Annotated in this window: 21 protein-coding genes; 12 read left to right on the top strand and 9 right to left on the bottom strand. The window is 74.6% G+C overall.

Annotated features, from left to right (window positions below):
• Window positions 1-6 precede the first annotated feature (6 nt).
• The 8 genes from KKR89_RS11115 (at window position 7) to KKR89_RS11080 (ending at window position 9,579) form a co-directional block, all read left to right on the top strand.
• Window positions 7-2,397 carry a DUF3488 and transglutaminase-like domain-containing protein gene (locus KKR89_RS11115; protein WP_208195402.1) on the top strand — a complete coding sequence of 797 codons (2,391 nt, stop codon included), beginning with the start codon at window positions 7-9 and terminating at the stop codon, window positions 2,395-2,397.
• Window positions 2,394-3,614, top strand: a complete 1,221-nt coding sequence (locus KKR89_RS11110; protein ID WP_208195401.1) for an FHA domain-containing protein — start codon at window positions 2,394-2,396, stop codon at window positions 3,612-3,614. Before KKR89_RS11115 ends, KKR89_RS11110 begins: the two co-directional genes overlap by 4 nt.
• A gap of 104 nt (window positions 3,615-3,718) precedes the next feature.
• The gene (locus KKR89_RS11105; protein WP_208195400.1) at window positions 3,719-4,096 is read left to right on the top strand and encodes a VOC family protein; all 378 of its coding nucleotides are present in this window, start codon (window positions 3,719-3,721) and stop codon (window positions 4,094-4,096) included.
• Between the two features lie 44 nt (window positions 4,097-4,140).
• Complete coding sequence (locus tag KKR89_RS11100) at window positions 4,141-5,598, top strand: outer membrane protein assembly factor BamB family protein (RefSeq protein ID WP_208195399.1); 1,458 nt, start codon at window positions 4,141-4,143, stop codon at window positions 5,596-5,598.
• Window positions 5,599-5,766: 168 nt separating this feature from the next.
• Window positions 5,767-7,554, top strand: a complete 1,788-nt coding sequence (gene leuA, locus KKR89_RS11095) for a 2-isopropylmalate synthase (RefSeq protein ID WP_208195398.1) — start codon at window positions 5,767-5,769, stop codon at window positions 7,552-7,554.
• A gap of 69 nt (window positions 7,555-7,623) precedes the next feature.
• The gene (gene recO / locus KKR89_RS11090; protein ID WP_208195397.1) at window positions 7,624-8,355 is read left to right on the top strand and encodes a DNA repair protein RecO; all 732 of its coding nucleotides are present in this window, start codon (window positions 7,624-7,626) and stop codon (window positions 8,353-8,355) included.
• A 34-nt stretch (window positions 8,356-8,389) separates the two neighbouring features.
• Window positions 8,390-9,184 (top strand): isoprenyl transferase, encoded by a 795-nt coding sequence (locus KKR89_RS11085; protein WP_208195396.1) that lies wholly within the window; start codon window positions 8,390-8,392, stop codon window positions 9,182-9,184.
• A 35-nt stretch (window positions 9,185-9,219) separates the two neighbouring features.
• Window positions 9,220-9,579 carry a VOC family protein gene (locus KKR89_RS11080; protein WP_208195395.1) on the top strand — a complete coding sequence of 120 codons (360 nt, stop codon included), beginning with the start codon at window positions 9,220-9,222 and terminating at the stop codon, window positions 9,577-9,579.
• 14 nt (window positions 9,580-9,593) lie between these two features.
• Here the strand turns inward: KKR89_RS11080 and KKR89_RS11075 are convergent, their stop codons facing one another.
• The 4 genes from KKR89_RS11075 to KKR89_RS11060 are packed head-to-tail and all read right to left on the bottom strand — an operon-like array spanning window position 9,594 to window position 12,855.
• Window positions 9,594-10,196 (bottom strand): DedA family protein, encoded by a 603-nt coding sequence (locus KKR89_RS11075; protein ID WP_208195394.1) that lies wholly within the window; start codon window positions 10,194-10,196, stop codon window positions 9,594-9,596.
• Between the two features lie 30 nt (window positions 10,197-10,226).
• A complete protein-coding gene (locus KKR89_RS11070; RefSeq protein WP_251140857.1) occupies window positions 10,227-11,192 on the bottom strand; it encodes a metal ABC transporter permease in 966 nt (321 codons plus the stop codon).
• Window positions 11,189-11,959: a metal ABC transporter ATP-binding protein gene (locus KKR89_RS11065; RefSeq protein ID WP_208195393.1), complete on the bottom strand. Its 771-nt coding sequence runs from the start codon at window positions 11,957-11,959 to the stop codon at window positions 11,189-11,191. Before KKR89_RS11065 ends, KKR89_RS11070 begins: the two co-directional genes overlap by 4 nt.
• Window positions 11,956-12,855 carry a metal ABC transporter substrate-binding protein gene (locus tag KKR89_RS11060; RefSeq protein WP_208195392.1) on the bottom strand — a complete coding sequence of 300 codons (900 nt, stop codon included), beginning with the start codon at window positions 12,853-12,855 and terminating at the stop codon, window positions 11,956-11,958. Before KKR89_RS11060 ends, KKR89_RS11065 begins: the two co-directional genes overlap by 4 nt.
• A 149-nt stretch (window positions 12,856-13,004) precedes the next feature.
• On the opposite strand from KKR89_RS11060, the gene KKR89_RS11055 reads away from it, so the two are divergent.
• Window positions 13,005-14,393, top strand: a complete 1,389-nt coding sequence (locus tag KKR89_RS11055) for a glycine--tRNA ligase (RefSeq protein ID WP_208195391.1) — start codon at window positions 13,005-13,007, stop codon at window positions 14,391-14,393.
• A gap of 66 nt (window positions 14,394-14,459) precedes the next feature.
• On the opposite strand, the gene KKR89_RS11050 is transcribed toward KKR89_RS11055, so the two are convergent.
• Window positions 14,460-15,506, bottom strand: a complete 1,047-nt coding sequence (locus KKR89_RS11050; RefSeq protein WP_208195390.1) for an NAD(P)-dependent alcohol dehydrogenase — start codon at window positions 15,504-15,506, stop codon at window positions 14,460-14,462.
• 107 nt (window positions 15,507-15,613) lie between these two features.
• On the opposite strand from KKR89_RS11050, the gene KKR89_RS11045 reads away from it, so the two are divergent.
• Window positions 15,614-16,315, top strand: a complete 702-nt coding sequence (locus KKR89_RS11045) for a TetR/AcrR family transcriptional regulator (protein WP_251140856.1) — start codon at window positions 15,614-15,616, stop codon at window positions 16,313-16,315.
• Between the two features lie 37 nt (window positions 16,316-16,352).
• On the opposite strand, the gene KKR89_RS11040 is transcribed toward KKR89_RS11045, so the two are convergent.
• Together KKR89_RS11040 and KKR89_RS11035 are read right to left on the bottom strand one after the other, a co-directional pair.
• On the bottom strand, window positions 16,353-16,877 hold the full coding sequence (locus KKR89_RS11040) for an SRPBCC domain-containing protein (protein ID WP_208195389.1): 525 nt from the start codon (window positions 16,875-16,877) through the stop codon (window positions 16,353-16,355).
• Window positions 16,874-17,200, bottom strand: a complete 327-nt coding sequence (locus tag KKR89_RS11035; RefSeq protein WP_208195388.1) for an ArsR/SmtB family transcription factor — start codon at window positions 17,198-17,200, stop codon at window positions 16,874-16,876. The genes KKR89_RS11040 and KKR89_RS11035 overlap by 4 nt, the downstream gene beginning before the upstream one ends.
• Window positions 17,201-17,316: 116 nt before the next feature.
• On the opposite strand from KKR89_RS11035, the gene dusB reads away from it, so the two are divergent.
• The gene (gene dusB / locus KKR89_RS11030) at window positions 17,317-18,510 is read left to right on the top strand and encodes a tRNA dihydrouridine synthase DusB (RefSeq protein ID WP_251140855.1); all 1,194 of its coding nucleotides are present in this window, start codon (window positions 17,317-17,319) and stop codon (window positions 18,508-18,510) included.
• Between the two features lie 73 nt (window positions 18,511-18,583).
• A complete protein-coding gene (locus KKR89_RS11025) occupies window positions 18,584-19,678 on the top strand; it encodes a carboxylate-amine ligase (RefSeq protein ID WP_208195744.1) in 1,095 nt (364 codons plus the stop codon).
• 58 nt (window positions 19,679-19,736) lie between these two features.
• Here KKR89_RS11025 and KKR89_RS11020 read toward each other — a convergent pair whose 3' ends face one another.
• The gene (locus KKR89_RS11020; RefSeq protein WP_208195387.1) at window positions 19,737-21,452 is read right to left on the bottom strand and encodes a glycoside hydrolase family 13 protein; all 1,716 of its coding nucleotides are present in this window, start codon (window positions 21,450-21,452) and stop codon (window positions 19,737-19,739) included.
• Between the two features lie 89 nt (window positions 21,453-21,541).
• On the bottom strand, window positions 21,542-22,615 hold the full coding sequence (locus tag KKR89_RS11015) for a LacI family DNA-binding transcriptional regulator (protein WP_208195386.1): 1,074 nt from the start codon (window positions 22,613-22,615) through the stop codon (window positions 21,542-21,544).
• Between the last annotated feature and the right edge of the window lie 89 nt (window positions 22,616-22,704).

Here is a 22,704-nt window from a genome sequence, read left to right as displayed (position 1 = left end):
CGTCTCGTGAGGCCGGGGCAGCGGATCGGGGTCCGCGAGCCCGCCGACGCCGCGCGCGACGTGCTCGTGCTGGTCGCCGCCGTGGCGCTGGCGCTGACGCCGCTGCTGCCGGTGTACGGCACCTCGGCCGTTCTCCCGGCCCTGCTCGGCGGCGTGCTGCTCGCGGCGACGGTCACGGTCGTCGGCGCGCTGCGCCGCTGGTCCGCGCTCGTCGTCGTCGCGGTCCTCGTCGCGGTGTACGCGATCGCGGGTGGTGCGCTCGCGGCGCCCACGACGACGGTCGCCGGGGTCGTGCCGACGCCCGCGACGTTCGCCGCGCTGGCACGCGGTGCGGCCTCGACGTGGAAGCAGGTCCTCACGCTGCAGCCGCCCGTCGGCACGGGCGGCACGCTGCTCGTGGCCGCGTTCCTGCTCAGTCTCGTCGGCACCGCGACCGCGCTCACGCTGACGCTGCGGGTGCGCCGGCCGTCCGTCGCGTCGCTCGCGGCGGTCGTGCCCGTCCTGGTCCTCGCCGGCGCGGTCGTGCTGGGCACCCGGCAGCCGCCCGTGCCGCCGGTGGTCATCGGCACCGTGCTCGCGGCGGTCGGCCTCAGCTGGGCCGCGTGGCGCAACGGCTCGTGGCGGCCGCGCCGCGTGGTCGCGACAGGTGCGCTCGCGGCCGTCGCGGCCGCGGGCGGGCTCGTGGGGGCTCCGCTGGTGCTGGCGGACCAGCCGCGCGTCGTCGTCCGCGACGAGATCGTGCCGCCGTTCGACCCGCGCGACTACCCGAGCCCGCTCGCGTCCTTCCGGCGCCTGGTCAAGCTCGACGACACGGTGCTGCTGACGGTCGACGGCCTGCCGCAGGGCGCGCGCGTGCGGCTCGCGACGTTCGACCGCTACGACGGCGTCGTTTTCAACGTGGCCGGGGACGGCTCGGCGGAGGCGTCGGGGGAGTTCCGGCGCGTGGGTGACGTCATCGACGTCCCCGTGCGGGGGGAGTCGGCGCGCGTCGACGTCACGATCGGTGCCCTGCAGGGCGTCTGGTTGCCGACCGTCGGGCACGCCCGGTCGGTGGACCTGGGTCGGGCCACCGCCGACCTGCGCTTCAACGACGCGAGCGGTGCCGCGGTCGTCACGTCGGGCGTCCGGGAGGGCATGACGTACTCGCTGGACGTCGTCGTGCCTCCGGTGCCCGACGACGACGCGATCGGGGGCGCCGGGGCCGGCGCGGTCGTGCAGCCGGCGTCCGGCGGCACGCCGCAGGCCGTCGCGGTCGCCGCCGCCGACGTGGCGCGCGACGCCGGCACGCCCGTGCAGGTCGCGCGCACCATCGCGACGCACCTGAGCGAGGAGGGGTACTTCAGCCACGGCCTGACCGACGCCGGGGACTACCCGTCGCTGTCCGGCCACGGCGCCGCGCGGCTGGCGGACCTGCTGGTCGGCGACGTCATGGTCGGTGACGGCGAGCAGTACGCGGCCGCAGCCGCCCTGATGATCCGCGAGAGGGGGCTGCCGGCACGGGTCGTGCTCGGCTTCGTGCCCGGCTCGGGCGACGACGCCGAGGGTGACGGCGAGGTCACGGTGCCCACCGACGAGGGCGGCGCCGTGGAGATCCGCGGCCGTGACGTGCAGGCCTGGGTCGAGGTGGCGTTCGCGGGGCGTGGCTGGGTGCCGTTCGACGTGACGCCGCCGCGCTCGCGCACCCCCGAGCAGGAGCAGGAGGAGACGGACACCGACCCGCAGCCGCAGGTCGTGCAGCCGCCCGCGCTCCCGCCGGACCGCGTGACGCCGCCGGACGACGACACCGAGCAGCCGCAGACGGAGGACCCGCCCGCGGACGACTCCGGTCTCGCGCTGTGGCTGCGCATCGCGGCGTGGACCGGCATCGGCCTCGGCGGGGTCCTGGTGCTGCTGTCGCCGGTGCTCGTGGTGGTCGCTCTCAAGGCGCGTCGGCGGCGTCGTCGCCGACGCGCGGCCGACCCCGTGCGGCGGGTCGCCGGCGGCTGGGACGAGGTGGTCGACACCGCGCGGGACATGGGCGGCGTCCCCGCGGCGGCGGCGACGCGCCGCGAGACGGCCCGGCTGTGGAGCACGACCATCGCCGGCGGGCACCCGGCCGTCGCGGCGCGTGTCGAGGCGCTCGCCCGCCGCGCCGACCGCGCGGTCTTCGCGGCCGGCTCGCCCGAGCGCGCGGAGGTCGAGGCGTACTGGGCCGACGTGGACGCGACGGTCGAGGCGCTGCGCCGGACCCTGCCGTGGCGACGGCGCGTACGGTCGCACGCCTCGCCGGCGTCGCTGCGGCGGCCGTCCGCCCCGGCGCGCGCCCCCCGGCAGCAGGTGGCGCTACCGTCGACGGCGCCGGCCGCACCCACCCGACGGACCCGTCGGACCCGCCGAGCCCGCCGAGGTGAACGATGACCGCCCGACCTGCGACCGCGCCGGACGGCAGGCTGGACGACCGGCCGGCGAGCCTGGGCCGGCGGTTCCTCGCGGTCCTCGTCGACCAGGTGGTCCTGCTGGTGCTCGGCGGCGGGGTCGTCCTCGTGGCGGCCCTGCGCGCCAGCGCCGCGCTGCGGGACGGTGCCGCGGCGCCGGACGCCCCCGCCGTCCCGGTGCCGCTGCTCCTCGCCGCGGTGGTCCTGGCCACGGTCGTCACGGTCGCGCAGTGGCTCGCGCACGGTCGCCTGGGCTGGACCCTCGGTCGGCGGCTGGTGGGTGTGCGGACGGTCGACGTGCACAGCCGCCGTCCTGTCGGTGCGGGTCGTGTGCTCGTGCGCGGGCTCGTCGTGGCGGCGGGGACGCTGGTCTGCGCCGTCGGGCAGTACGTGGTGCTGCTGTCACCGCTGCTCGACCGGACGGGCCGGCGGCGCGGTTGGCACGACCGCGCGGTCGACGCGGAGGTGCTGCGGGTGACCACGTCGTCGCGCCGCGGCCAAGGCGCGCACCGGCACGTGGCCGGCACCGACGCGGCCCCCGCCGGTGCGGCTGCGGGCGAGCGGCCCGTGCCCGAGCGGCCGGCGGTCGTGGCGACCGCCGTCCGCGGTCCGCAGGCCCCGGAGGTGCCGACACCCGTCGCATCGGCCCTCGCGACCCCGGCGGGCGGCCTGGTCCTGGCACCGCTGCACCCTCAGCGCTCGGCCCCCGACCTCGACACGCGCGCGATCCCGGCGGTGCGCTCGGCGCCGACGCTGGCGTTCGGGCTGGCGCCTGAGCTCGAGACGACACGCCCCGCCGCGCCGCGCACGGACGTGATCCCCGAGCCGCGGCCCGAGCCCACGCCGGGGCTGCGGGTCGCGTTCGACGACGGTCGCGTGCTCACCGTGGAGCGGCTCGCGCTCGTCGGTCGCAACCCCTCGCCCGGCCCCGGCCTGCAGGTCGTGCGCGTCGCCGACCCGACGCGATCGGTCTCCAAGACCCATCTGCAGCTCGCGGTGGACTCCGCCGGCGGTGCGTGGGTCGTGGACCGAGGCTCGACCAACGGCACCCTGGTGACGCTGCCCGACGGCGGACAGGTCGTGTGCCCGGTGGACCATCCCGTGCGGCTGCGCGAGGGGGCGGTCGTCGTGTTCGGCGACCGGTCCCTGCGGGTCGTCACGATGCCGGTCGTCACGCAGGGACGCAGCCCCGTCGCCTGACCGGGCGCCAGGCCCCCGGGTCGCGCGCGGCTGCGCTCCTCCGGAGAATCAGCCGCAAGGACCCCGGCTCGCGCGCACGGGGCACCGCCCGTGAGAGGACCGTCATGCACATCACCGCGTCCGCCGTCTCCCTCAACGTCCCCGACGTCGCCGCGTCGGCGGACTTCGCCCGCACCCACCTGGGCTTCAGCGAGAAGATGTCCGCCGACGGCTTCGTGTCCCTGAACCACCCGGACGCCGGGTTCGAGCTGGCGCTGCTGCGCGTGGGCCTGTCGAGCTTCAAGCCCGAGCGGATCGCCGGGCCCGCCGGGCAGGGCCTGCTGCTCGCGTTCGTGGTCGACGACGTGGACGCCGAGTTCGCGCGCATCGCCGCGGCCGGGGCCCAGGTCGTCACGCCGCCGGAGACCGAGCCGTGGGGCGAGCGCTACTGCCAGTTCGCGGACCCGAACGGGATCGTCTGGCAGCTCGTCCAGTGGGTCTGACCGCACGCCCGGCCCGCGGGGCGGGCGTGGCCTAGGCTCGGCCCATGGGTGGCGTACGCCCGGCCTCGCAGATGCGGCCGGTCGAGCTTGTCGACGACGACGACCCCTCGGGGACCGGCGGCGCCTCGGCGCGCGACGACGCGCGTGCTCGGGCCGCTGCCGACGCCATGGGCGCCCCGGGGGACGGCCGACGCCGGTGGCCGTGGGTCGTGGGCGCCCTCGTCGTGGTGGTCGGCGCCGCGGCCGTCGCGACCGGTGTCACCGAGCGGGCCGCGCACGAGCGGGCCGACGCCTTCGCCGCGCTGCCCGGCGTCGTGCGTCCGCTGGAGCAGGTGCCCGTCGAGCGCTGGCGGACGGTCGCGGACGGACCGACACCCGTGCTGAGCGCGGGCGGCGCGATCGTGACCGTCGCCGGCGCTCAGGGGCGCTGGACCGTGCGCTCGTGGGAGCCGGCGACCGGCGCGCTGCGCTGGGAGGTACCGGTCGTCGACGAGGCCGGCTCGGGCTTCGAGTCCGTGGCGGTGGCGTGCTCGGCGACGGCGGACCCGGCGGCGCTGCTGCTGTGCACCTGGACGGAGCCGGGGGTCGTCTACGGCGGCTCGGGGGAGTCCACGCCGTACGTGCCGCCGACGCAGGTCCTCGCGCTGGACCCGGACGGTGGTGAGCAGCGGGGGACGTGGGAGATCGAGGGGAGCCTGCTCGGCCTCGTGCGCGCCGAGGGTGACGTCGTCGTCGCGACGGGGCTGCGCGACCGGCACGTCCTGGTCGAGCGTCGGGACGGCACGGACGGGACCGTGCGCTGGTCGTGGACCTCGCCGATCCCGCTGGTCGACAACGGCGGTGTGCGCGCCGCTCCCCGGCTCGTCGGGGACGACCGCGTCGTGGGGCTCGTGGCCATGACGACCACGCTGCTCGACGCGGGCACGGGCGCGGTCCTCGAGGCAGGTCCGCCCGGGCGGCAGATCCTGGTCACGGGCCTGCCCGACGGCGGTTTCGCGACGTGGGAGTCGGGGTACGGCGGGACGCTGCGCGACGCAGACGGCGAGATGCGCGCGCGCGTCCCGGGGCTGCCCCTCGACGTCGTGGGCGACGCGTCGGTCGACGAGCTCCTGATGGACATCGGCAACCGTGTGGTCGCCGTGCGGCCGCAGGACGGCGTCGCGACGTGGCGGCTGCCGTCGTCGATGTCGCCGGTCGCCGTGGCGCACCGCGTCGTGGTGATGGCGGGCGAGGGCTCGGTCGGCGCTGTGGACGGCGCGGACGGGCGGTTGCTCTGGGAGGAGGAGCTGGTCGCCGAGCAGCGCGTCCCGCCGGTGACCGACGGGCTGCACGTGCTCACCGCGGAGCCCGCCCGTGAGGGCCTCAGGCACCTGGTCGCCCGGGGGCTGCGCGACGGTGTGGAGGCGTGGCGGCTCGGCCTGCCCTCGGACGTGCGCCAGCTCACGGGCATCGGCGGCCGTCTGGTCGTGGTCACGGACGACGCGGTCATCGTCCTCGCGTGATCCCGCCGCGGGTTGCCGCGGCAGGTGCCCGCGGGGGTAAGGTCGTCCCGTGCGCGCACGCTCGCTGCTTCTTCGTCGCCGCGACGAGGCCCTCTAGGCCGGCTCCTCGTCGCGGTGTGTGTCGTGCCCGGCTGATGCCCGCCGAGACCCGCGATGAAGGACCACCCGATGAGCAGCCAGAGCCCCGCCACCCCCGCGCCGATCACCCAGGCGCCGGCCGCCGAGCGCAACCCGCAGCAGCCCTCGGGCATGCCCGTGCACCGGTACCGCCCGTTCCACGAGCAGATCCGCGTCGACCTGCCCGACCGCACATGGCCGGACCAGCGCATCACCCGGGCGCCCCGGTGGTGCGCGGTCGACCTGCGCGACGGCAACCAGGCGCTGATCGAGCCCATGAGCCCCGCCCGCAAGCTCGAGATGTTCGAGCTGCTGGTCGACATGGGCTACAAGGAGATCGAGGTCGGGTTCCCCTCGGCCTCGCAGACGGACTACGACTTCGTGCGGATGCTCATCGAGGAGCGTCGCATCCCCGACGACGTCGTGATCCAGGTGCTGACCCAGGCCCGTGAGCACCTCATCGAGCGGACCTACGAGGCGATCGCGGGTGCGAAGCAGGCGATCGTGCACCTGTACAACTCCACCTCCGTGCTGCAGCGCGAGGTCGTGTTCCGGTCCGACGAGGACGGCATCGCCGACATCGCCGTGTCGGGAGCGCGCTACTGCAAGAAGTACGAGGAGCTGGTCCCGGACACCGAGGTGCTCTACGAGTACAGCCCCGAGTCGTACACCGGCACCGAGCTGGAGTACGCGGTGCGGGTCTGCAACGCGGTGCTCGACGTGCTGGAGCCGACGCCCGAGCGCCCCGTCATCATCAACCTGCCGGCCACCGTCGAGATGGCGACCCCCAACGTCTACGCCGACTCGATCGAGTGGATGAGCCGCCACCTGCACCACCGCGAGTCGGTCGTGCTCTCGCTGCACCCGCACAACGACCGCGGCACCGCGGTGGCGGCCGCCGAGCTGGGCTACCTGGCCGGTGCGGACCGCATCGAGGGCTGCCTGTTCGGCAACGGTGAGCGCACCGGCAACGTCGACCTGGTCACGCTGGGCCTCAACCTGTTCAGCCAGGGCGTGGACCCGCAGATCGACTTCTCCGACATCGACCGCATCCGCCGCACCGTCGAGCGCTGCAACCAGATGCCCGTGCACGAGCGCCACCCGTACGGCGGGGACCTGGTGTTCACGGCGTTCTCCGGCTCGCACCAGGACGCGATCAAGAAGGGCCTCGACGCCCTGGAGGTCCGCGCCGCCGCGGCCGGCAAGGACGTCGCCGACGTCGAGTGGGCGGTGCCGTACCTGCCGATCGACCCCAAGGACGTGGGCCGCTCCTACGAGGCGATCATCCGGGTGAACTCCCAGTCCGGGAAGGGCGGGATCTCCTACCTGCTGAAGTCCGAGAAGGACCTGGACCTGCCGCGGCGCCTGCAGATCGAGTTCTCGCAGGTCGTGCAGCAGCACACCGACCAGCACGGCACCGAGGTCACCGCCGACGAGCTCTGGTCGATCTTCAGCGACGAGTACCTGCCCGCGCCGCCCGAGGGTCCCCTGGAGCCGTGGGGCCGGTTCGCGCTGCGCGGCACACGGGCCACGAGCACCGAGGGCGGTCAGGACACGCTGGAGGTCGACGTGGTGGACCGCGGGGTCGAGAAGACCCTGAGCGGCACCGGCAACGGCCCCGTCGCGGCCTTCGTCGCGGCCCTGCGCAGCACGGGGGTGGACGTCGCGGTGCTCGACTACGCCGAGCACGCGCTGTCCGCCGGCGGTGACGCGACGGCCGCCGCCTACGTCGAGTGCGCCATCGGCGACGACATCCTGTGGGGCGTCGGCATCGACCCGTCGATCACGACGGCGTCGCTCAAGGCGATCGTCTCGGCGGTCAACCGGCACGAGCGCTGAGGGACGGGCCGCGGTGCGCCACGTGCGCGCCGCGGCCCACCTGTCGGTGCCGCGGGGGACAATGGCACCGTGAGCCTCTACCGCGACGAGGCGATCGTCCTGCGCACCCACAAGCTGGGGGAGGCCGACCGCATCGTCACCCTCCTGACGCGCGAGCACGGCAAGGTGCGCGCCGTCGGCAAGGGCGTGCGCCGCACGACGTCCCGGTTCGGCTCCCGGCTCGAGCCGTTCATGCACATCGACGTGCAGCTGAGCACGGGACGCAACCTCGACGTCGTCACGCAGGTCGAGGCGCTCGGGTCGTACGGTCGCCAGATCTGCGAGGACTACGCGCTGTACACCGTCGGCACGGTGATGCTCGAGACGGCCGAACGGCTCGTCGAGGCGGAGCGCGAGCCGTCGGTCCAGCAGTACCGGCTGCTGGTCGGTGCGGTCCGCGCGCTCGCCACGCGCGCCCACGCACCGGGTCTCGTCCTGGACTCCTACCTGCTGCGCGCGCTCGCGGTCGCGGGGTGGGCGCCGAGCTTCACCGACTGCGCGCGGTGCGGTGCGCCCGGGCCGCACCACGCGTTCGCGCCCGCGGTCGGCGGGGCGGTGTGCGGCGCGTGCCGGCCGCCGGGCGCCGCAGCCCCGGCGCCGGAGACGTTCACGCTGCTCGCCGCGCTGCTCTCGGGCGACTGGGGCGTCGCCGACGCGAGCGCCGAGCGGCACCGGGCCGAGGGCAACGGCCTGGTCGCGGTGTTCTGCCAGTTCCACCTCGAGCGGCGCCTGCGCTCGCTCCCGATGGTCGAACGCGTCTGACGGACGGGCACCGGTGCGCGCACCGGGTGGCACGATGTGGGACGTGCCACGCGAGACCGTCCCGCCCTACCCGCACCCGTCCGGCGCCCGGCCGCCCCAGATCCCACGGGCCCTCGTGCCGCGTCACGTCGCGGTCGTGATGGACGGCAACGGCCGCTGGGCCAACGCGCGGGGGCTGCCCCGTGTCGAGGGCCACCGTGCGGGTGAGGCGTCGCTCCTGGACGTCGTGGCCGGCGCGATCGAGATCGGTGTGCAGCACGTGTCCGCGTACGCGTTCTCGACCGAGAACTGGTCGCGCTCGCCCGAGGAGGTCCGCTTCCTCATGGGCTTCAACCGCGACGTCCTGCGTCGGCGGCGCGACCTCATGGACTCGTGGGGCGTGCGGGTGCGCTGGGCCGGCCGGCGACCCCGGCTGTGGCGCTCGGTGATCGCCGAGCTCGAGGAGGCGGAGCGGCAGACCGTCGACAACACGACCTGCACGCTGACGATGTGCGTCAACTACGGCGGCCGCGCCGAGATCGCCGACGCCGCGCAGGCCATCGCGCGCGAGGTCGCCGCGGGCCGGCTCAAGCCCGAGCGGGTCAACGAGAAGACCGTGCAGAAGTACCTCGACGAGCCGGACCTGCCGGACGTCGACCTCTTCCTGCGGTCCTCGGGGGAGCAGCGGATCTCGAACTTCATGCTGTGGCAGTCGGCGTACGCCGAGATGGTCTTCCTCGAGGAGCCGTGGCCGGACGTCGACCGGCGGCACCTGTGGCGCGCGGTCGAGACGTACGCGCGGCGTGACCGGCGCTACGGCGGGGCGGTCGACGTCCCCGCCGGGAGCTGATGCCGGACGTCCGAGGCGGGCGCTAGGTTCCCGCCATGGGACTGACGGTGAGCATGGTGACCTTCGACACGCACGACGCCCCCGCGCTGGCGGCCTGGTGGGCGGGACACCTCGGTGGGCAGGTGCAGGGCCACGAGGACGAGTTCGTGATGGTGCTGCCCGGTGGGCCCGGCCTGCCGGCCTTCGGCTTCCAGCGCGTCGACGACCCCACGCCGGGCAAGAACCGGGTCCACGTGGACCTGGGCGCGGACGACCCGGCGCGAGCCGTCGAGGAGTTCGTGGCGTCCGGGGCGACGAGGGTGGCGGAGCACACGCTCCCGGACGGGTTCGCGTGGACGGTGCTGGCGGACCCGCACGGCAACCAGTTCTGCGTGTCGGCGACCCACGCCGCGTGACGTGCGAGGTGCCCTCAGCCGCGCTCGCCGGACGTCGTCCGCTCGGTGCGGGCGTCGCGCGCCGTGATCGCCAGGTGCGGTTCTGCCGCGCGGCGACGTCGCACTGCGGCGACCACGACGACGGCGAGGAGCACGGCGACGAGCGCCATCGTGGCGAGCGCCCATGCGGAGCCCGCGGCGAGCGTGACCGCGCCCCACACCGCGCCCGCGCCGACGGTGCCCCAGATGACCGCCCACAGGGCAGCGCCGGGGATCGAGGCGACCGTGAAGCGCAGGTACGGCATGCGCACGAGCCCGGCGCCGGCGAAGACGGCGGTCTGGATGCCGACGGTCGCGTAGGCCAGCGTGACCGCGAGCGGCCCCCAGCGGTGCACGAGCGCGACGCCGCGGCGCGCCGACGGCGTCGACGCGAGGCGGGCGGTGCGCTCGACGGTCCGCTGCCACCAGCGCGGACCGTGCCGGCGCTCACCCTCGAACCGGGCTCCGCGCTGGACCGCTCGCCCCGCCCAGTAGGTCAGGTGCGAGCGCGCCATGACGATCGTGAAGAGGCACGCCAGCGCGACCGCGACGGGCAGACCGTCGAGGCCGTACACGGCCAGCACCTCGCTCGACGACACCGCCTGATCCTACGCCGGGGGTGAGGCGCCCTACCGGTGGTCGCCGGCGGCCCGCACGGCGGGCAGAGCGTCCTCGCAGCCGGCGTCGGTGGCAGGGACCAGCACGTCGTCGGACAGGTCGGGGTGCGGGTCGTGGGCGGCGCGCCGCCGCGCGATCACCGGGTGCACGACTGCCGCCGCCGCGTACAGCGCGATCGCGAGCACGACGATCGTCGCGCCGGGCGGCACGTCGTTCCAGTACGTGATGACCAGTCCGACGACGCTGACCGTGACCCCGAGGGCGCTGGCGATCACCATGGTGCGTCCGAACGAGCGGGCGAAGATCTGTGCGACGGCGACCGGCACGATCATGAGCGCGCTGACCAGGAGCAGGCCGACGACGCGCATGGAGATGGTGACCGTGAGCGCTGCGAGGCAGGCGATGACCATCGACATCGCGCGGACGGGGACGCCGCTGGCGCGGGCGAACTCCTCGTCGTGGCTCACCGCGAACAGCGCCCAGCGCAGGCCGACCCCGACGGTGAGGACGAGGACGGCCAGCGCCGCCGTCCACCACAGGTCGGTGGTCGACACGGTCGAGATCGAGCCGAAGAGGTAGCTCATGAGGTTCGCGTTGGTGCCGCCCGCGACCTTGATGAGCAGGACGCCGCCGGCGATGCCGCCGTAGAACATGATGGCCAGCGCGAGGTCACCGCTGGTCCGGCCGCGCTCGCGGACGAGCTCGATGACGACCGAGCCGACGACGGCGGCGAGCACGGCGCCGGGCACGGCGAGCGCGTCGGCGGGCGCGACCGCGGCCCAGCTGCCCACGAGCCAGCCCAGGGCGACGCCCGTGAGCGCGACGTGGCCGATGCCGTCGCCCATGAGGGCCATGCGGCGCTGCACGAGGAACGTGCCGACGACGGGCGCGGCGGCACCCACCAGGACGGCCGCGACGAGCGCGCGCTGCATGAGCGGCGACGTCAGCAGCTCCACGACCTGCTCCCACCCGGTCACCGGGTCACCTCCAGCGTCAGGTCGGGTCCCTCGGACGGCGGTTCGGGGTCGGCGTGCGGGTGGGTGTGGTCGTGCCCGGCCTCCCCGTGCTCGCCGCGTGCGGGCGGTGGGGCGCCGTCGTGCACGACACGCCCGTGCCGCAGGACGACGGCACGGTCGATCAGCGGCGCGAACGGCCCGATCTCGTGCAGGATCACCACGACGGTGGTCCCGGCGTCGCGCAGGGACGACAGCGCGGTGACGAACGTGTCCTGCGTGGGCAGGTCGATCCCGGACGTCGGCTCGTCGAGCACGAGGAGGGACGGCTCGCGCACCAGCGCCCGTGCGATCAGGACGCGCTGCTGCTGCCCGCCGGACAGGTCCTGCACCCGGCGGTCGTGCAGGTCGGCGACGCCGAGGGCGTCGAGCGCGGCCAGTGCGCGCGCCCGCGCGTCGCGCGGGGGGCGCAGGCGGCGGCCGTCCAGCAGCCCGGACACCACGACCTCGAGTGCCGTCGTGGGCACGCCGCCGCCGGCGGCCATGCGCTGGGGCACGTAGCCGACGCGCCGCCAGGGCACGTCGCGGCCCAGGGGCCGGCCCAGCAGGCGCACGCTGCCCGACACGTGCGGCACGACGCCGAGCAGGGCGCGCACGAGCGTCGACTTGCCGGACCCGTTCGCGCCGAGCAGCGCGAGCACCTGGCCGGTGGGGACCGTCAGGTCCACGCCCCGCACGATGGGCTGACCGCCGAGCGTCACGTGGACGTCGGTGGCCTCGATCGCGTTCACGAGCAGGACAATGCCACGCGCAGGGCCTCGAGGTTGGCCTCGGCGATCGAGAAGTAGTCCTGGGTGTCGTCGCTGAGCCCCTCGATCGGGTCGAGGACCGCCGCCTCGACCCCGAGGTCCGCGGCCAGCGTCTGCGCGACCTTGGGCGAGACGAGCGTCTCGAAGAAGATCGTCGTGACCCCCTCGTCGCGCACGACGTCCCCCACCTCGCGCAACCGTGCGGGCGACGGCTCGGTCTCGGGGTCGACGCCCGAGATGCCGACCAGCTCGAGGTCGTAGCGGTCCGCGAGGTAGCCGAACGCCTCGTGCGACGTGACGACGACGCGGCGCTCGCACGTGGCGAGCCCGGCCGTGTACGCCTCGTCGAGGGCGGTGAGGCGCGCGGTGAGGGCGTCGGCGTTGGCCCGGTAGACGTCGGCCCCGTCGGGGTCGATCTCGGAGAGCGCGGTGGCCACGTCGTCGGCGACCGCGGCCAGGCGCGTGGGGTCCAGCCAGAAGTGGGGGTCGGCGCCGTGGTCGTCCACGTCCTCGGCGTCGTCCGCGAGGTCGGCGTGCACGGCGGCGTCGACGACGTGCTCGGGTGACGCCTGGGCCACGGCGTCGTCGACGGCCGGCTGGAAGCCGGACTGGTGGACGACGAGCTGGGCGGCGCCGACGGACGCGACCTGGGCGGGGGAGAGCTCGACGTCGTGCGGCTCGGCACCGGGAGGGGTCAGGGAGCTGACGGTCACGCGGTCGCCCCCGACCTCCTGCGTCACCATCTGCAGCGGGTAGAACGACGCGAGTGCCTGCACCGTGCCGTCCTCGCCGGGGCTCGCCGAGCACGCCGCGGTCACCAGCACCGGCAGGGCCAGGACGGCGGCGAGCAGGCGGGAGCGGCGGGGAGACCTGGACATGAGAGCAATTCTCAATGACTCCGAGAACCGTTGTCAACACGGGCGCGTCCCGTGCACACCCGGGCCCGCGGTCCGCCGACGACCGATAGCCTGGGCCGTTGTGTCCCGCGGCACCCAGCCGCGGACTTCCTCGACCCAGGAGATCCACCGTGGCTGCCGCACCTTCCCGTCTCGACGCCGTCGTCTCCCTCGCCAAGCGCCGGGGGTTCGTCTTCCCGAGCGGCGAGATCTACGGGGGCACCCGCTCCGCGTGGGACTACGGACCGTTGGGCGTCGAGCTCAAGGAGAACATCAAGCGCCAGTGGTGGCGCGCGATGGTGACGAGCCGCGACGACGTCGTCGGTCTCGACTCGTCGGTCATCCTGCCCCGGCAGGTCTGGGTCGCCTCCGGTCACGTCGGCGTCTTCACCGACCCGCTGACCGAGTGCCTGTCCTGCCACAAGCGGTTCCGTGAGGACCACCTCCTCGAGGACTTCGAGTCGAAGAAGGGCCGCGCGCCGGAGAACGGACTGGCCGACATCGCGTGCCCCAACTGCGGCACGCGTGGCCAGTGGACCGAGCCGCGCGACTTCAACATGATGCTCAAGACGTACCTCGGCCCCGTCGAGGACGAGTCCGGGCTGCACTACCTGCGGCCCGAGACCGCGCAGGGCATCTTCGTGAACTTCAAGAACGTCTACACGGCCGCCCGCATGAAGCCCCCGTTCGGCATCGGCCAGATCGGCAAGTCGTTCCGCAACGAGATCACGCCGGGCAACTTCATCTTCCGCACGCGCGAGTTCGAGCAGATGGAGATGGAGTTCTTCGTCGAGCCGGGCACCGACGAGACGTGGCACCAGTACTGGATCGACCGCCGCACCGACTGGTACGTCGACCTGGGGATCCAGCGCGACAACCTGCGGCTCTTCGAGCACCCGGCCGAGAAGCTGTCGCACTACTCCAAGCGCACGGTCGACATCGAGTACAAGTTCGGCTTCAGCGGCAGCGAGTGGGGCGAGCTCGAGGGCATCGCCAACCGCACCGACTTCGACCTCGGGACGCACTCCGAGCACTCCGGCCAGGACCTGTCGTTCTTCGACCAGGCCAAGAACGAGCGCTACGTGCCCTACGTCATCGAGCCGGCCGCAGGCCTGACGCGCTCCCTCATGGCCTTCCTCGTCGAGTCCTACACCGAGGACGAGGCACCCAACACCAAGGGTGGCGTCGACACCCGCACCGTGCTGAAGCTCGACCCGCGGCTGGCGCCGGTCAAGGCGGCCGTCCTGCCGCTGTCGCGCAACGAGCAGCTCAGCCCCAAGGCCCGGGACCTGGCCGCGGAGCTGCGCGGCAGCTGGAACGTGGAGTTCGACGACGCGGGTGCCATCGGCCGGCGCTACCGCCGTCAGGACGAGATCGGCACGCCCTTCTGCATCACGGTCGACTTCGACACGCTCGACGACCAGGCCGTGACGATCCGCCACCGCGACGACATGTCGCAGCAGCGTGTCGCGCTCGACCAGGTCACCGGGTACCTCGCGCAGCGCCTCGTCGGCGCCTGAGGCGTCCCACGACCGCGGGCCCGGGTGCTTCGGCACCCGGGCCCGCGGCCGTTCGTGCCGGTCCCGTCAGGACTGCTCCTCGGCACGGATCCGCAGCACCACCGTGCCGCGCTTGCGACCGGTGTCGACGTAGCGGTGAGCCTCGACGACGTCCTCGAACGCGTACGTCCGGTCGACGACCGGCCGCACGGCGCCCTCGGCCGCGAGCCTGAGGAGCTCGTCGAGGTCGGCGGCCGACGTCGGCAGGTCGCCGGTGACGGCTCGGACGCCGCGGAGCCGGGCGAACGGCGTCCCGACGGTGCCGGCCAGGTCGGCGACGACGAGCAGCAGCGTTCCGCCGCGTCGCAGCACGCGGCGGGCTCGAGCGACGGGCAGCGTGCCGACGCAGTCGACGACGACGTCGACGCGCCGTCCGAGTGCCGTGACGTCCTGCGTGAGGTGGTCGACGACGTCGGTGGCCCCGAGAGAGCGCACGAGGTCGGCGTTCGGTGCGCTGCACACCGCGGTGACGCGTGCGCCGCTGGCGGCGGCGAGCTGGACGACCATCGTCCCGACGGCGCCCGACGCGCCGTTGACGAGCACCTCGACGCCGGGCCGCACGTCGGCGCGGCGCAGGAACTTGTGAGCCGTGAGCCCGCCGAAGACGAGCGCGACGGCCTGGTCGAGCCGCAGGGCGTCGGGGACGTGCGCGACGACGCCGGACGCGGGCACCCGCACGAGCTCGGCGTGGCCGCCGAACCCGGACCCCGTCGCCGCGACGACGCGGTCGCCGGGGCGGAAGCCCGTCACCCGGGGGCCGGTGGCGGCGACGACGCCGGCGACCTCCATGCCGAGCACCTGCCGCCGCGGGTGACGGAAGCCGACGACGGGGCCGGCGAGCGCGCCCATGCCGCGGGGCAGGTCTCGCGCGCGCAACCGGTGGTCCGCGACGCTCACGTCCGAGGCGTACGCGCGCACGAGCAGGTCACCGGGGCCAAGTGCGGGCACCGGGACGTCGGCGAGGCGGACGACCTCCGGCCCGCCGTAGCGCTCGTACACCGCGGCGCGCATGCGGTGGCCGACGCCGGAGGCGGTCGGGTTCGTGGGGTCGCTGCGGTGGGGCGTGGTCGGCACGGTCGCCTCCGGGGGTCGGGCCTCACGGCGTAAGCCTTACGCTGTAAGGGTGGCATGCGTCGGTGCGGCGCGTCAACGGTCGGCCGGGGCGGTGAGAGGGTGGTGGCGTGGTCGAGGCTCCCGCCGCCGGCGCGTCGCGTCCGCGGCTGACGCGTGAGCGCGTGCTGCGCCGCGCCGTCGACATCGCCGATGCCGCGGGCGTCGAGGCCCTGACGATGCGGCGGCTCGCCGACGAGCTCGGCGTCGAGGCCATGTCGCTGTATCACCACGTGCGCGGCAAGGGGGGCATCCTCGACGGCGCCGTCGAGCTCGTGCTCGACGAGCTGGCCGCCGCAGCCGACGCGAGCGCGGTGCCGCCCGAGGACGGCGGGTGGCGCGCCGCGGTGCGTGCCCGGCTCGTCGCCGCGCGCACGGTCATGCTGCGTCACCCGTGGGCGCCCGACGTCATGGCGGCGCGCAGCGTCATGACCGTGGGCGCGGCGCGGCACGTCGACGCCGTCGTCGGCCTCATGCGTGCCGGCGGGCTGTCGTACGACCTCGTGCACCACGGGCTGCACGCGCTGGGCAGCCGGATGTTCGGGTTCAGCCCCGAGATCGCCGAGCCCGACGCCGGTGACGAGCAGGGCGCGGAGGCCCTCGCCGGGATGGCCGAGCTGGTGCCGCACCTCGCCGCCATGCTCGCCGAGGTCGCGCACGACGGCGCCACGACGCTCGGGTGGTGCGACGACCAGACCGAGTTCGAGTTCGGTCTCGACCTCGTCCTCGACGGTCTCGACCGTCTCGCCCGCGGATCGTCGGCCGCGGATTGACGTTCCTGGCGGAGCGCCGGTCCGCCGCCCCTGCGTGTCAGCCGACGGCGTCCCGGTAGCGCGCGCGCGTCGCGACCGCCACCTCCGCGGGTGCCCCGCCCGGCGGCTGCGGCCTCCCGGCGAGAAGCGCCTCGAGCAGGTCGAGGCACACGTGGTAGCCGGCCGCCGTGCCGGTCACGTCCTCGGCCGACGTCGGGGCGAGCCAGGTGGTGAACGTCAGCCGCGTGCCGTCGTCGGCCTCCTCGAGCTCGAAGACCAGCAGGTCGCCACCCCACGTCCACGACGCGCGGGAGGGTGGGTCCCACGCCTGCACGGTGCCGTCCACGACCGCGTCGGCGATCGCGTACCGGGCGACGTGCTCGGGCCAGAACGGCAGGCGCAGCGCGGAGCCGGGGCGGCGCTCACCGACGAGGTCGGCGGGGAACCAGTGCCGCAGGTGCCGCGACTCGGTGAGCGCGGCCCACACCGTCTCCTGCGGGTGCGGGAACGTCCGGACGAAGCGCAGCCCGCAGCGGTCCTCGTCGCGCAGGACGGTCCCGAGCCGGGGGTCGGTGGTGCTCATGGGTGCTCCTCGGAGGTGTGGGAGGGCAGGGCGTCGAGGTGCTCCGCGAGGGCATCGAAGGCGTCCGCCCACGCGGCTCGGTAGGGCAGGAGCCACGCGTCGAGCTCGGCGAGCGGGCGCGGGCGCAGGCGGTACCAACGCAGCCGTCCGTCCGGGCGGACGTCGACGAGCCCGGCGGTCCGCAGGGTGCGCAGGTGCTTGGAGACGGCCGGCTGGGTCATCCCGAGCGTGTCGACGAGGTCGCCGACGGAACGCTCGCCCGCGCGCAGCTCGTCGAGGATCTGCCGGCGCCGCGGTTCGGCGACGACCTCGAAGACGTTCATCCACGAATCATGCCCAGACGGACATATATCCCGCAAGGCATGAGTCCGACGCCTCGCGCGGTGCGTGGACGGCGGCGGGGGAGCCAGGTGTCGCCGGGCCGGTGGACAATGGGGCGGTGCCCGAGACGACCACGACGCCGCACGAGAGCCCGCGGACGACCTCCGCGGTCCTGCCGCCCCTGCGCATCGGTCCCATCACCGTCGACACGCCGGTCGTGCTCGCGCCCATGGCCGGCGTGACCAACGCCGCCTTCCGCCGGCTGTGCCGCGAGTCGGGTGCCGGGCTGTACGTCGCCGAGATGCTGACGAGCCGGGCGCTCGTCGAGCGCAGCCCGGAGTCGTTCCGGATCATCTCGTTCGAGCCCGACGAGGTGCCGCGCTCCGTCCAGGTCTACGGCGTCGACCCCGCGACCGTCGGAGCCGCCGTGCGCCTGCTCGTCGAGGAGGACCGGGCGGACCACGTCGACCTCAACTTCGGTTGCCCGGTGCCCAAGGTGACCCGTCGCGGCGGCGGTGCGGTGCTGCCGTGGAAGCGGGACCTGTTCGCGTCGATCGTGCGGGCCGCCGTCGGCGCGGCACAGCCGGCGGGCGTGCCGGTGACCGTCAAGATGCGCAAGGGCATCGACGAGGACCACCTGACGTACGTCGAGGCGGGCCTGACGGCGCAGGACGCGGGTGTCGCGGCCGTCGCGCTGCACGGCCGCACCGCGGCGGACTACTACTCCGGCACGGCCGACTGGGACGCGATCGCGACGCTCAAGCAGGCCGTCACCGACATCCCCGTGCTCGGCAACGGCGACATCTGGTCGGCCGAGGACGCGCTGGCGATGGTCGCCCACACCGGCTGCGACGGCGTCGTCGTCGGGCGCGGCTGCCAGGGGCGGCCGTGGCTTTTCGCCGACCTGGCCGCGGCTTTCGCGGGGTCGGACGCGCGCATCCGGCCCGGTCTGCGGGAGGTCGCGGGCGTCGTGCGGCGCCACGCCGAGCTGATGGTCGACCACTTCGGCGACGAGGACAAGGCGCTGCGCGAGATGCGCAAGCACATGGCCTGGTACTTCAAGGGGTACGTGGTCGGTGGCGAGCTGCGCGCGCAGCTGGGCCTGGTGTCGTCCCTCACGCAGCTCGACGACCTGCTCGGACAGCTGGACCTCGACCAGCCGTACCCGGGCGAGGCCTCCGAGGGTCCGCGGGGACGCGCCGGGTCGCCCAAGCGCCCGATCCTCCCGTACGGCTGGTTGGACTCCCGCGAGCTGTCCGAGGACTTCCGCCGCGACCTGCACGAGGCGGAGCTCTCGGTCTCGGGCGGCTGACGGCGGTCCGTCGTCGCGCGTCCTCGACGGGCGCGTCCGGCCGTCGCACTGCAGACTTCTGCGCGTGCGAACCATGGGTGTGGAGGAGGAGTACCTGCTGGTCGACGCCGAGGGCGTCCCGACCGGTGTGGCCGACGCGGCGGTGCGCGCGTACGAGCGCGGCGGTGGTGAGCCCGCCGACGAGGGCGAGCCCGGCGGGGGGCTCGAGCACGAGCTGCAGGAGCAGCAGATCGAGACCGGCACGCACCCGTGCGTCGACCTGTCCGAGCTCGCCGCGGAGGTGCGTGAGGGTCGCCGTCGCGCGGCGGGTGCCGCGCAGCAGGCCGGCGGGCGGCTCGTCGCCGTCGCCACGTCGCCCGTACCGGGCCCCACGACGCTGTCCCGTGGTGCGCGCTACGAGGCGATGGCGCAGACCTACGCGCTGACCGTCCGTGAGCAGCTCACGAGCGGGTGCCACGTGCACGTGTCCGTCGAGGACGACGACGAGGGCGTCGCGGTGCTCGACGGCATCGGACCGTGGCTGCCGGTGCTGCTCGCGCTGAGCGCGAACTCGCCCTACTGGCGCGGCGAGGACACGGGGTACGCCTCGATCCGCTCGCAGCTGTGGAACCGCTGGCCGACGGCGGGCCCGACCGCGCCCTTCGGGTCGGCCCAGGCGTACCGGGACACGGTCGCCGGGCTCGTGGCGACGGGCGCGGCGCTCGACCCCGCGATGATCTACTTCGACGCGCGGCTCTCGCCGCGGTACCCCACGGTCGAGATCCGGGTCGCTGACGTCTGCCTGCGAGCCGACGACGCCGTGCTCGTCGCGGCACTCGCGCGGGGGCTCGTCGAGACGGCGGCACGGCAGGCGACGCAGGGGGTGCGGCCCGTCCTCACGCGGGTCGAACCGCTGCGCGCGGCGACCTGGCGCGCAGGCCGCACGGGCCTGGCGGGCGACCTGCTGGTGCCCCCGATGATGAAGCCCGTGCCGGCCCGCGACGCGGTGGCCGCGCTGCTGGACCACCTGCGTCCGGCGCTGACCGACAGCGGGGACCTGCCGATGGTGCAGGAGCTCGTCGCGGGCCTGTGGCAGCGGGGCACGGGCGCGGACGAGCAGCGCGCCTGGGCGCTCGAGGGCGGCCTGCCCGGGGTCATCGACCACGCGGTGGAGGCGACGCTGGCGTGACACGCCGACGGCCCGGTCGCGGTGCGCGACCGAGCCGTCGGCGGTGTCCGAGGAGGCGTCAGGACGCGCGCAGCCACACGGTCGTGCCGGCCGGGAGCACGCCGTCGACGTCGGCGGCGGACGCGAGGAGCACCGGTGCGTCCGCGGGCAGCGGGACGTCGACGTCGCCCAGGTTGGCGACGACGACCACGTCACCGTTGCGGTACGCGAGCACGTCCTCGCCCGCGGGCTCCCCGAGCCACTGCAGCCCGCCGGACCCCAGCTGCTCCTCCCGGCGGATCCGCAGCGCCGCGCGGTACATCTCGTACGTCGAGCCCGCGCGGCCCCGCTGCCGGTCGACGGCGAGGTCGGCCCACTCGGCGGGCTGCGGGAGCCAGGTCGCGCCGGTGGGGGAGAACCCGAAACCGGGAGCGTCGCCGGACCAGGGCAGGGGGACGCGGCAGCCGTCCCGGCCGCGCTCGGCGCCGCCGGTGCGGAAGAACGCGGGGTCCTCGCGCAGGTCGTCGTCCAGGGCGGTGTGGTCGGGCAGGCCGAGCTCCTCGCCCTGGTAGAGGTAGGCCGAGCCGGGCAGGCCGAGCATGAGCAGCGTGGCGGCGCGCGCGCGGCGCAGGCCGAGCACCGCGTCGGGCTGCTCGTCGCCGTGCCCGATGCCGTTCGGGCGGTGCGTCGGGTCCGACAGGCCCAGGCGCGACGCGTGGCGGACCACGTCGTGGTTGGACAGCACCCACGTGGTGGGCGCGCCGACGCGGTCGTTGGCGGCGTAGGACGCCGTGATGACGCGCCGCAGGGCGGGGGCGTGCCAGCCGGCCGCGAGGAACGCGAAGTTGAACGACTGGTGCGCCTCGTCGGGGCGCACGTACCGCGCGAGCCGGCTCAGCGGCTCGACCCAGGCCTCGGTGACCATGGCGCGGTCGCCGTCGTAGGTGTCGAGCACGCGGCGCCAGGCGCGGTAGATCTCGTGCACACCCTCCTGGTCGAACATCGGCCCGTGGTTGCCCGACCCGTCGACGGCGTCCACGTCGTCGGCCCCGTCGGTGCCGTCGATCATCGCGACGTGACCCTCCCAGTCGGGCAGGCCGGGTGCCTTGACCATGCCGTGCGCGACGTCGACACGGAACCCGTCGACCCCGCGGTCGAGCCAGAACCGCAGGACGTCCTCGAACTCGGCGCGCACCTGCGGGTGGTCCCAGTCCAGGTCGGGCTGCTTGCTGTCGAACAGGTGCAGGTACCACTGCCCGGGCGTGCCGTCGGGGTCGGTCGTGCGGGTCCACGCAGGTCCGCCGAAGATCGACTGCCAGTTGTTCGGCGGCAGCTCGCCGTGCTCGCCCCGCCCGTCGCGGAAGTGGTAGCGCGCGCGTTCCGGCGAGCCTGGTGCGGCGGCCAGCGCGGCCCGGAACCACTCGTGCTCGTCGGACGTGTGGTTGGGCACGAGGTCGATGATCACGCGCAGGCCCAGCTCGTGCGCGCGTGCGATGAGGGCGTCCGCGTCCGCGAGCTCGCCGAACAGGGGGTCCACGTCGCGGTAGTCGGCGACGTCGTAGCCGGCGTCCGCCTGCGGCGAGCGGTAGAAGGGCGAGAGCCACACGGCGTCCACGCCGAGCTCGACGAGGTGCTCGAGGTGCGCGGTGACGCCCGGCAGGTCGCCGATGCCGTCGCCCGAGGCGTCGGCGAACGAGCGGGGGTAGACCTGGTAGATGACAGCGTGGCGCCACCAGCTCGACGCGGTGTCCGCGCGGTGGGCGAGGAACGCGGTGGGGAGGGTCTCGGTGCTCACAGGGAGCCTTCCTTCGGGGTGTGCGGGTGCGGGGGGACGGTGGCGCGCGTGGGGGCGCGCGGTGGCCCGCGGACGTGCCGGGCGGGGGATCAGGAGACGGCGGGGACGCCGTCGGGCATGCTGACGGCAGGCGCGGGCACCGGGACGGGCACCGGGACGGGCGCGCTGCCGGTCGAGCCGCGCACGATCAGCTCGGGGTGGAAGAGGAGCTCGGCGCGGGTCGCGGACGACCCCGAGATCTCGGCGACGAGCGCGGCGACCGCGGCGTGGCCCATCGCCGTCACCGGCTGCCGGACGGTCGTCAGCGGCGGGTCGGTGAAGGCGATGAGGGGTGAGTCGTCGAACCCGACGACGGACACGTCGTCGGGCACACGCAGTCCGAGCGTGCGTGCGGCGCGCACGGCGCCGAGGGCCATGAGGTCCGAGCCGCAGATCACCGCCGTGTGCCCCGACGCGAACAGCTCGGTGGCCGCGGCGTGGCCGCCCTCGACCGTGAACAGCGTGGACACGACGTGCGCGTCGGCGTCGGTGGCGCCCAGGTGCTTCTCGACGAGCGAGGTGAATGCCGCGCGCTTACGCTGCGAAGGGACGAATCGGGGGGGTCCGAGGGCCAGCCCGATCGATCGGTGCCCGAGGGAGTACACGTGGCGGAACGCCTGGTCCATCGCAGCGGTGTCGTCCGTGGACACCGTGGGGGCGTCGACGCCCTCGGCGTAGCCGTTCACGAGCACGATGGGCACGCCCCGGCCGCGCAGCCGGTGGTACCGGTCCTTGCTGGCCGCCGTGTCGGCGTGCAGCCCGGACACGAAGACGATGCCGTCGACGCCGTGGTCCATGAGCAGCTCGACGTACTGGTCCTCCGTGGTACCGCCGGGGGACTGGGTGCACAGCAGCGGCGTGTACCCGCGGTCGCTCAGCATCGTCTCGATGACCTGCGCGAACGCCGGGAAGACGGGGTTGGTGAGCTCGGGGACGACGAGGCCGACGAGGCCCGCCGAGCGCATCCGCAGCTTCTCGGGACGCTCGTAGCCGAGGATGTCGAGGGCGGTCAGGACGGTCTGGCGTGCCTGGGCGGACACGCCCGGCTTGCCGTTGAGCACGCGCGACACGGTCGCCGTGCTCACCCCGGCCTGCTCGGCCAGGTCCGTCAGTCGTGTGCGCACAGACGGCAGCGTAGTCCGGGCCACAGGACCTCCTCGTCCCCGCACGGATGACGCGCGTCGTTCGTCTGCAACTATTGCCTGAAAGTTAC

Source organism: Cellulomonas dongxiuzhuiae (assembly GCF_018623035.1).
Classification (GTDB): Bacteria; Actinomycetota; Actinomycetes; order Actinomycetales; family Cellulomonadaceae; genus Cellulomonas; species Cellulomonas dongxiuzhuiae.
The sequence above is the reverse complement of the archived record's forward strand: the minus strand, read 5'-3'. Positions and strand labels throughout refer to the sequence as shown.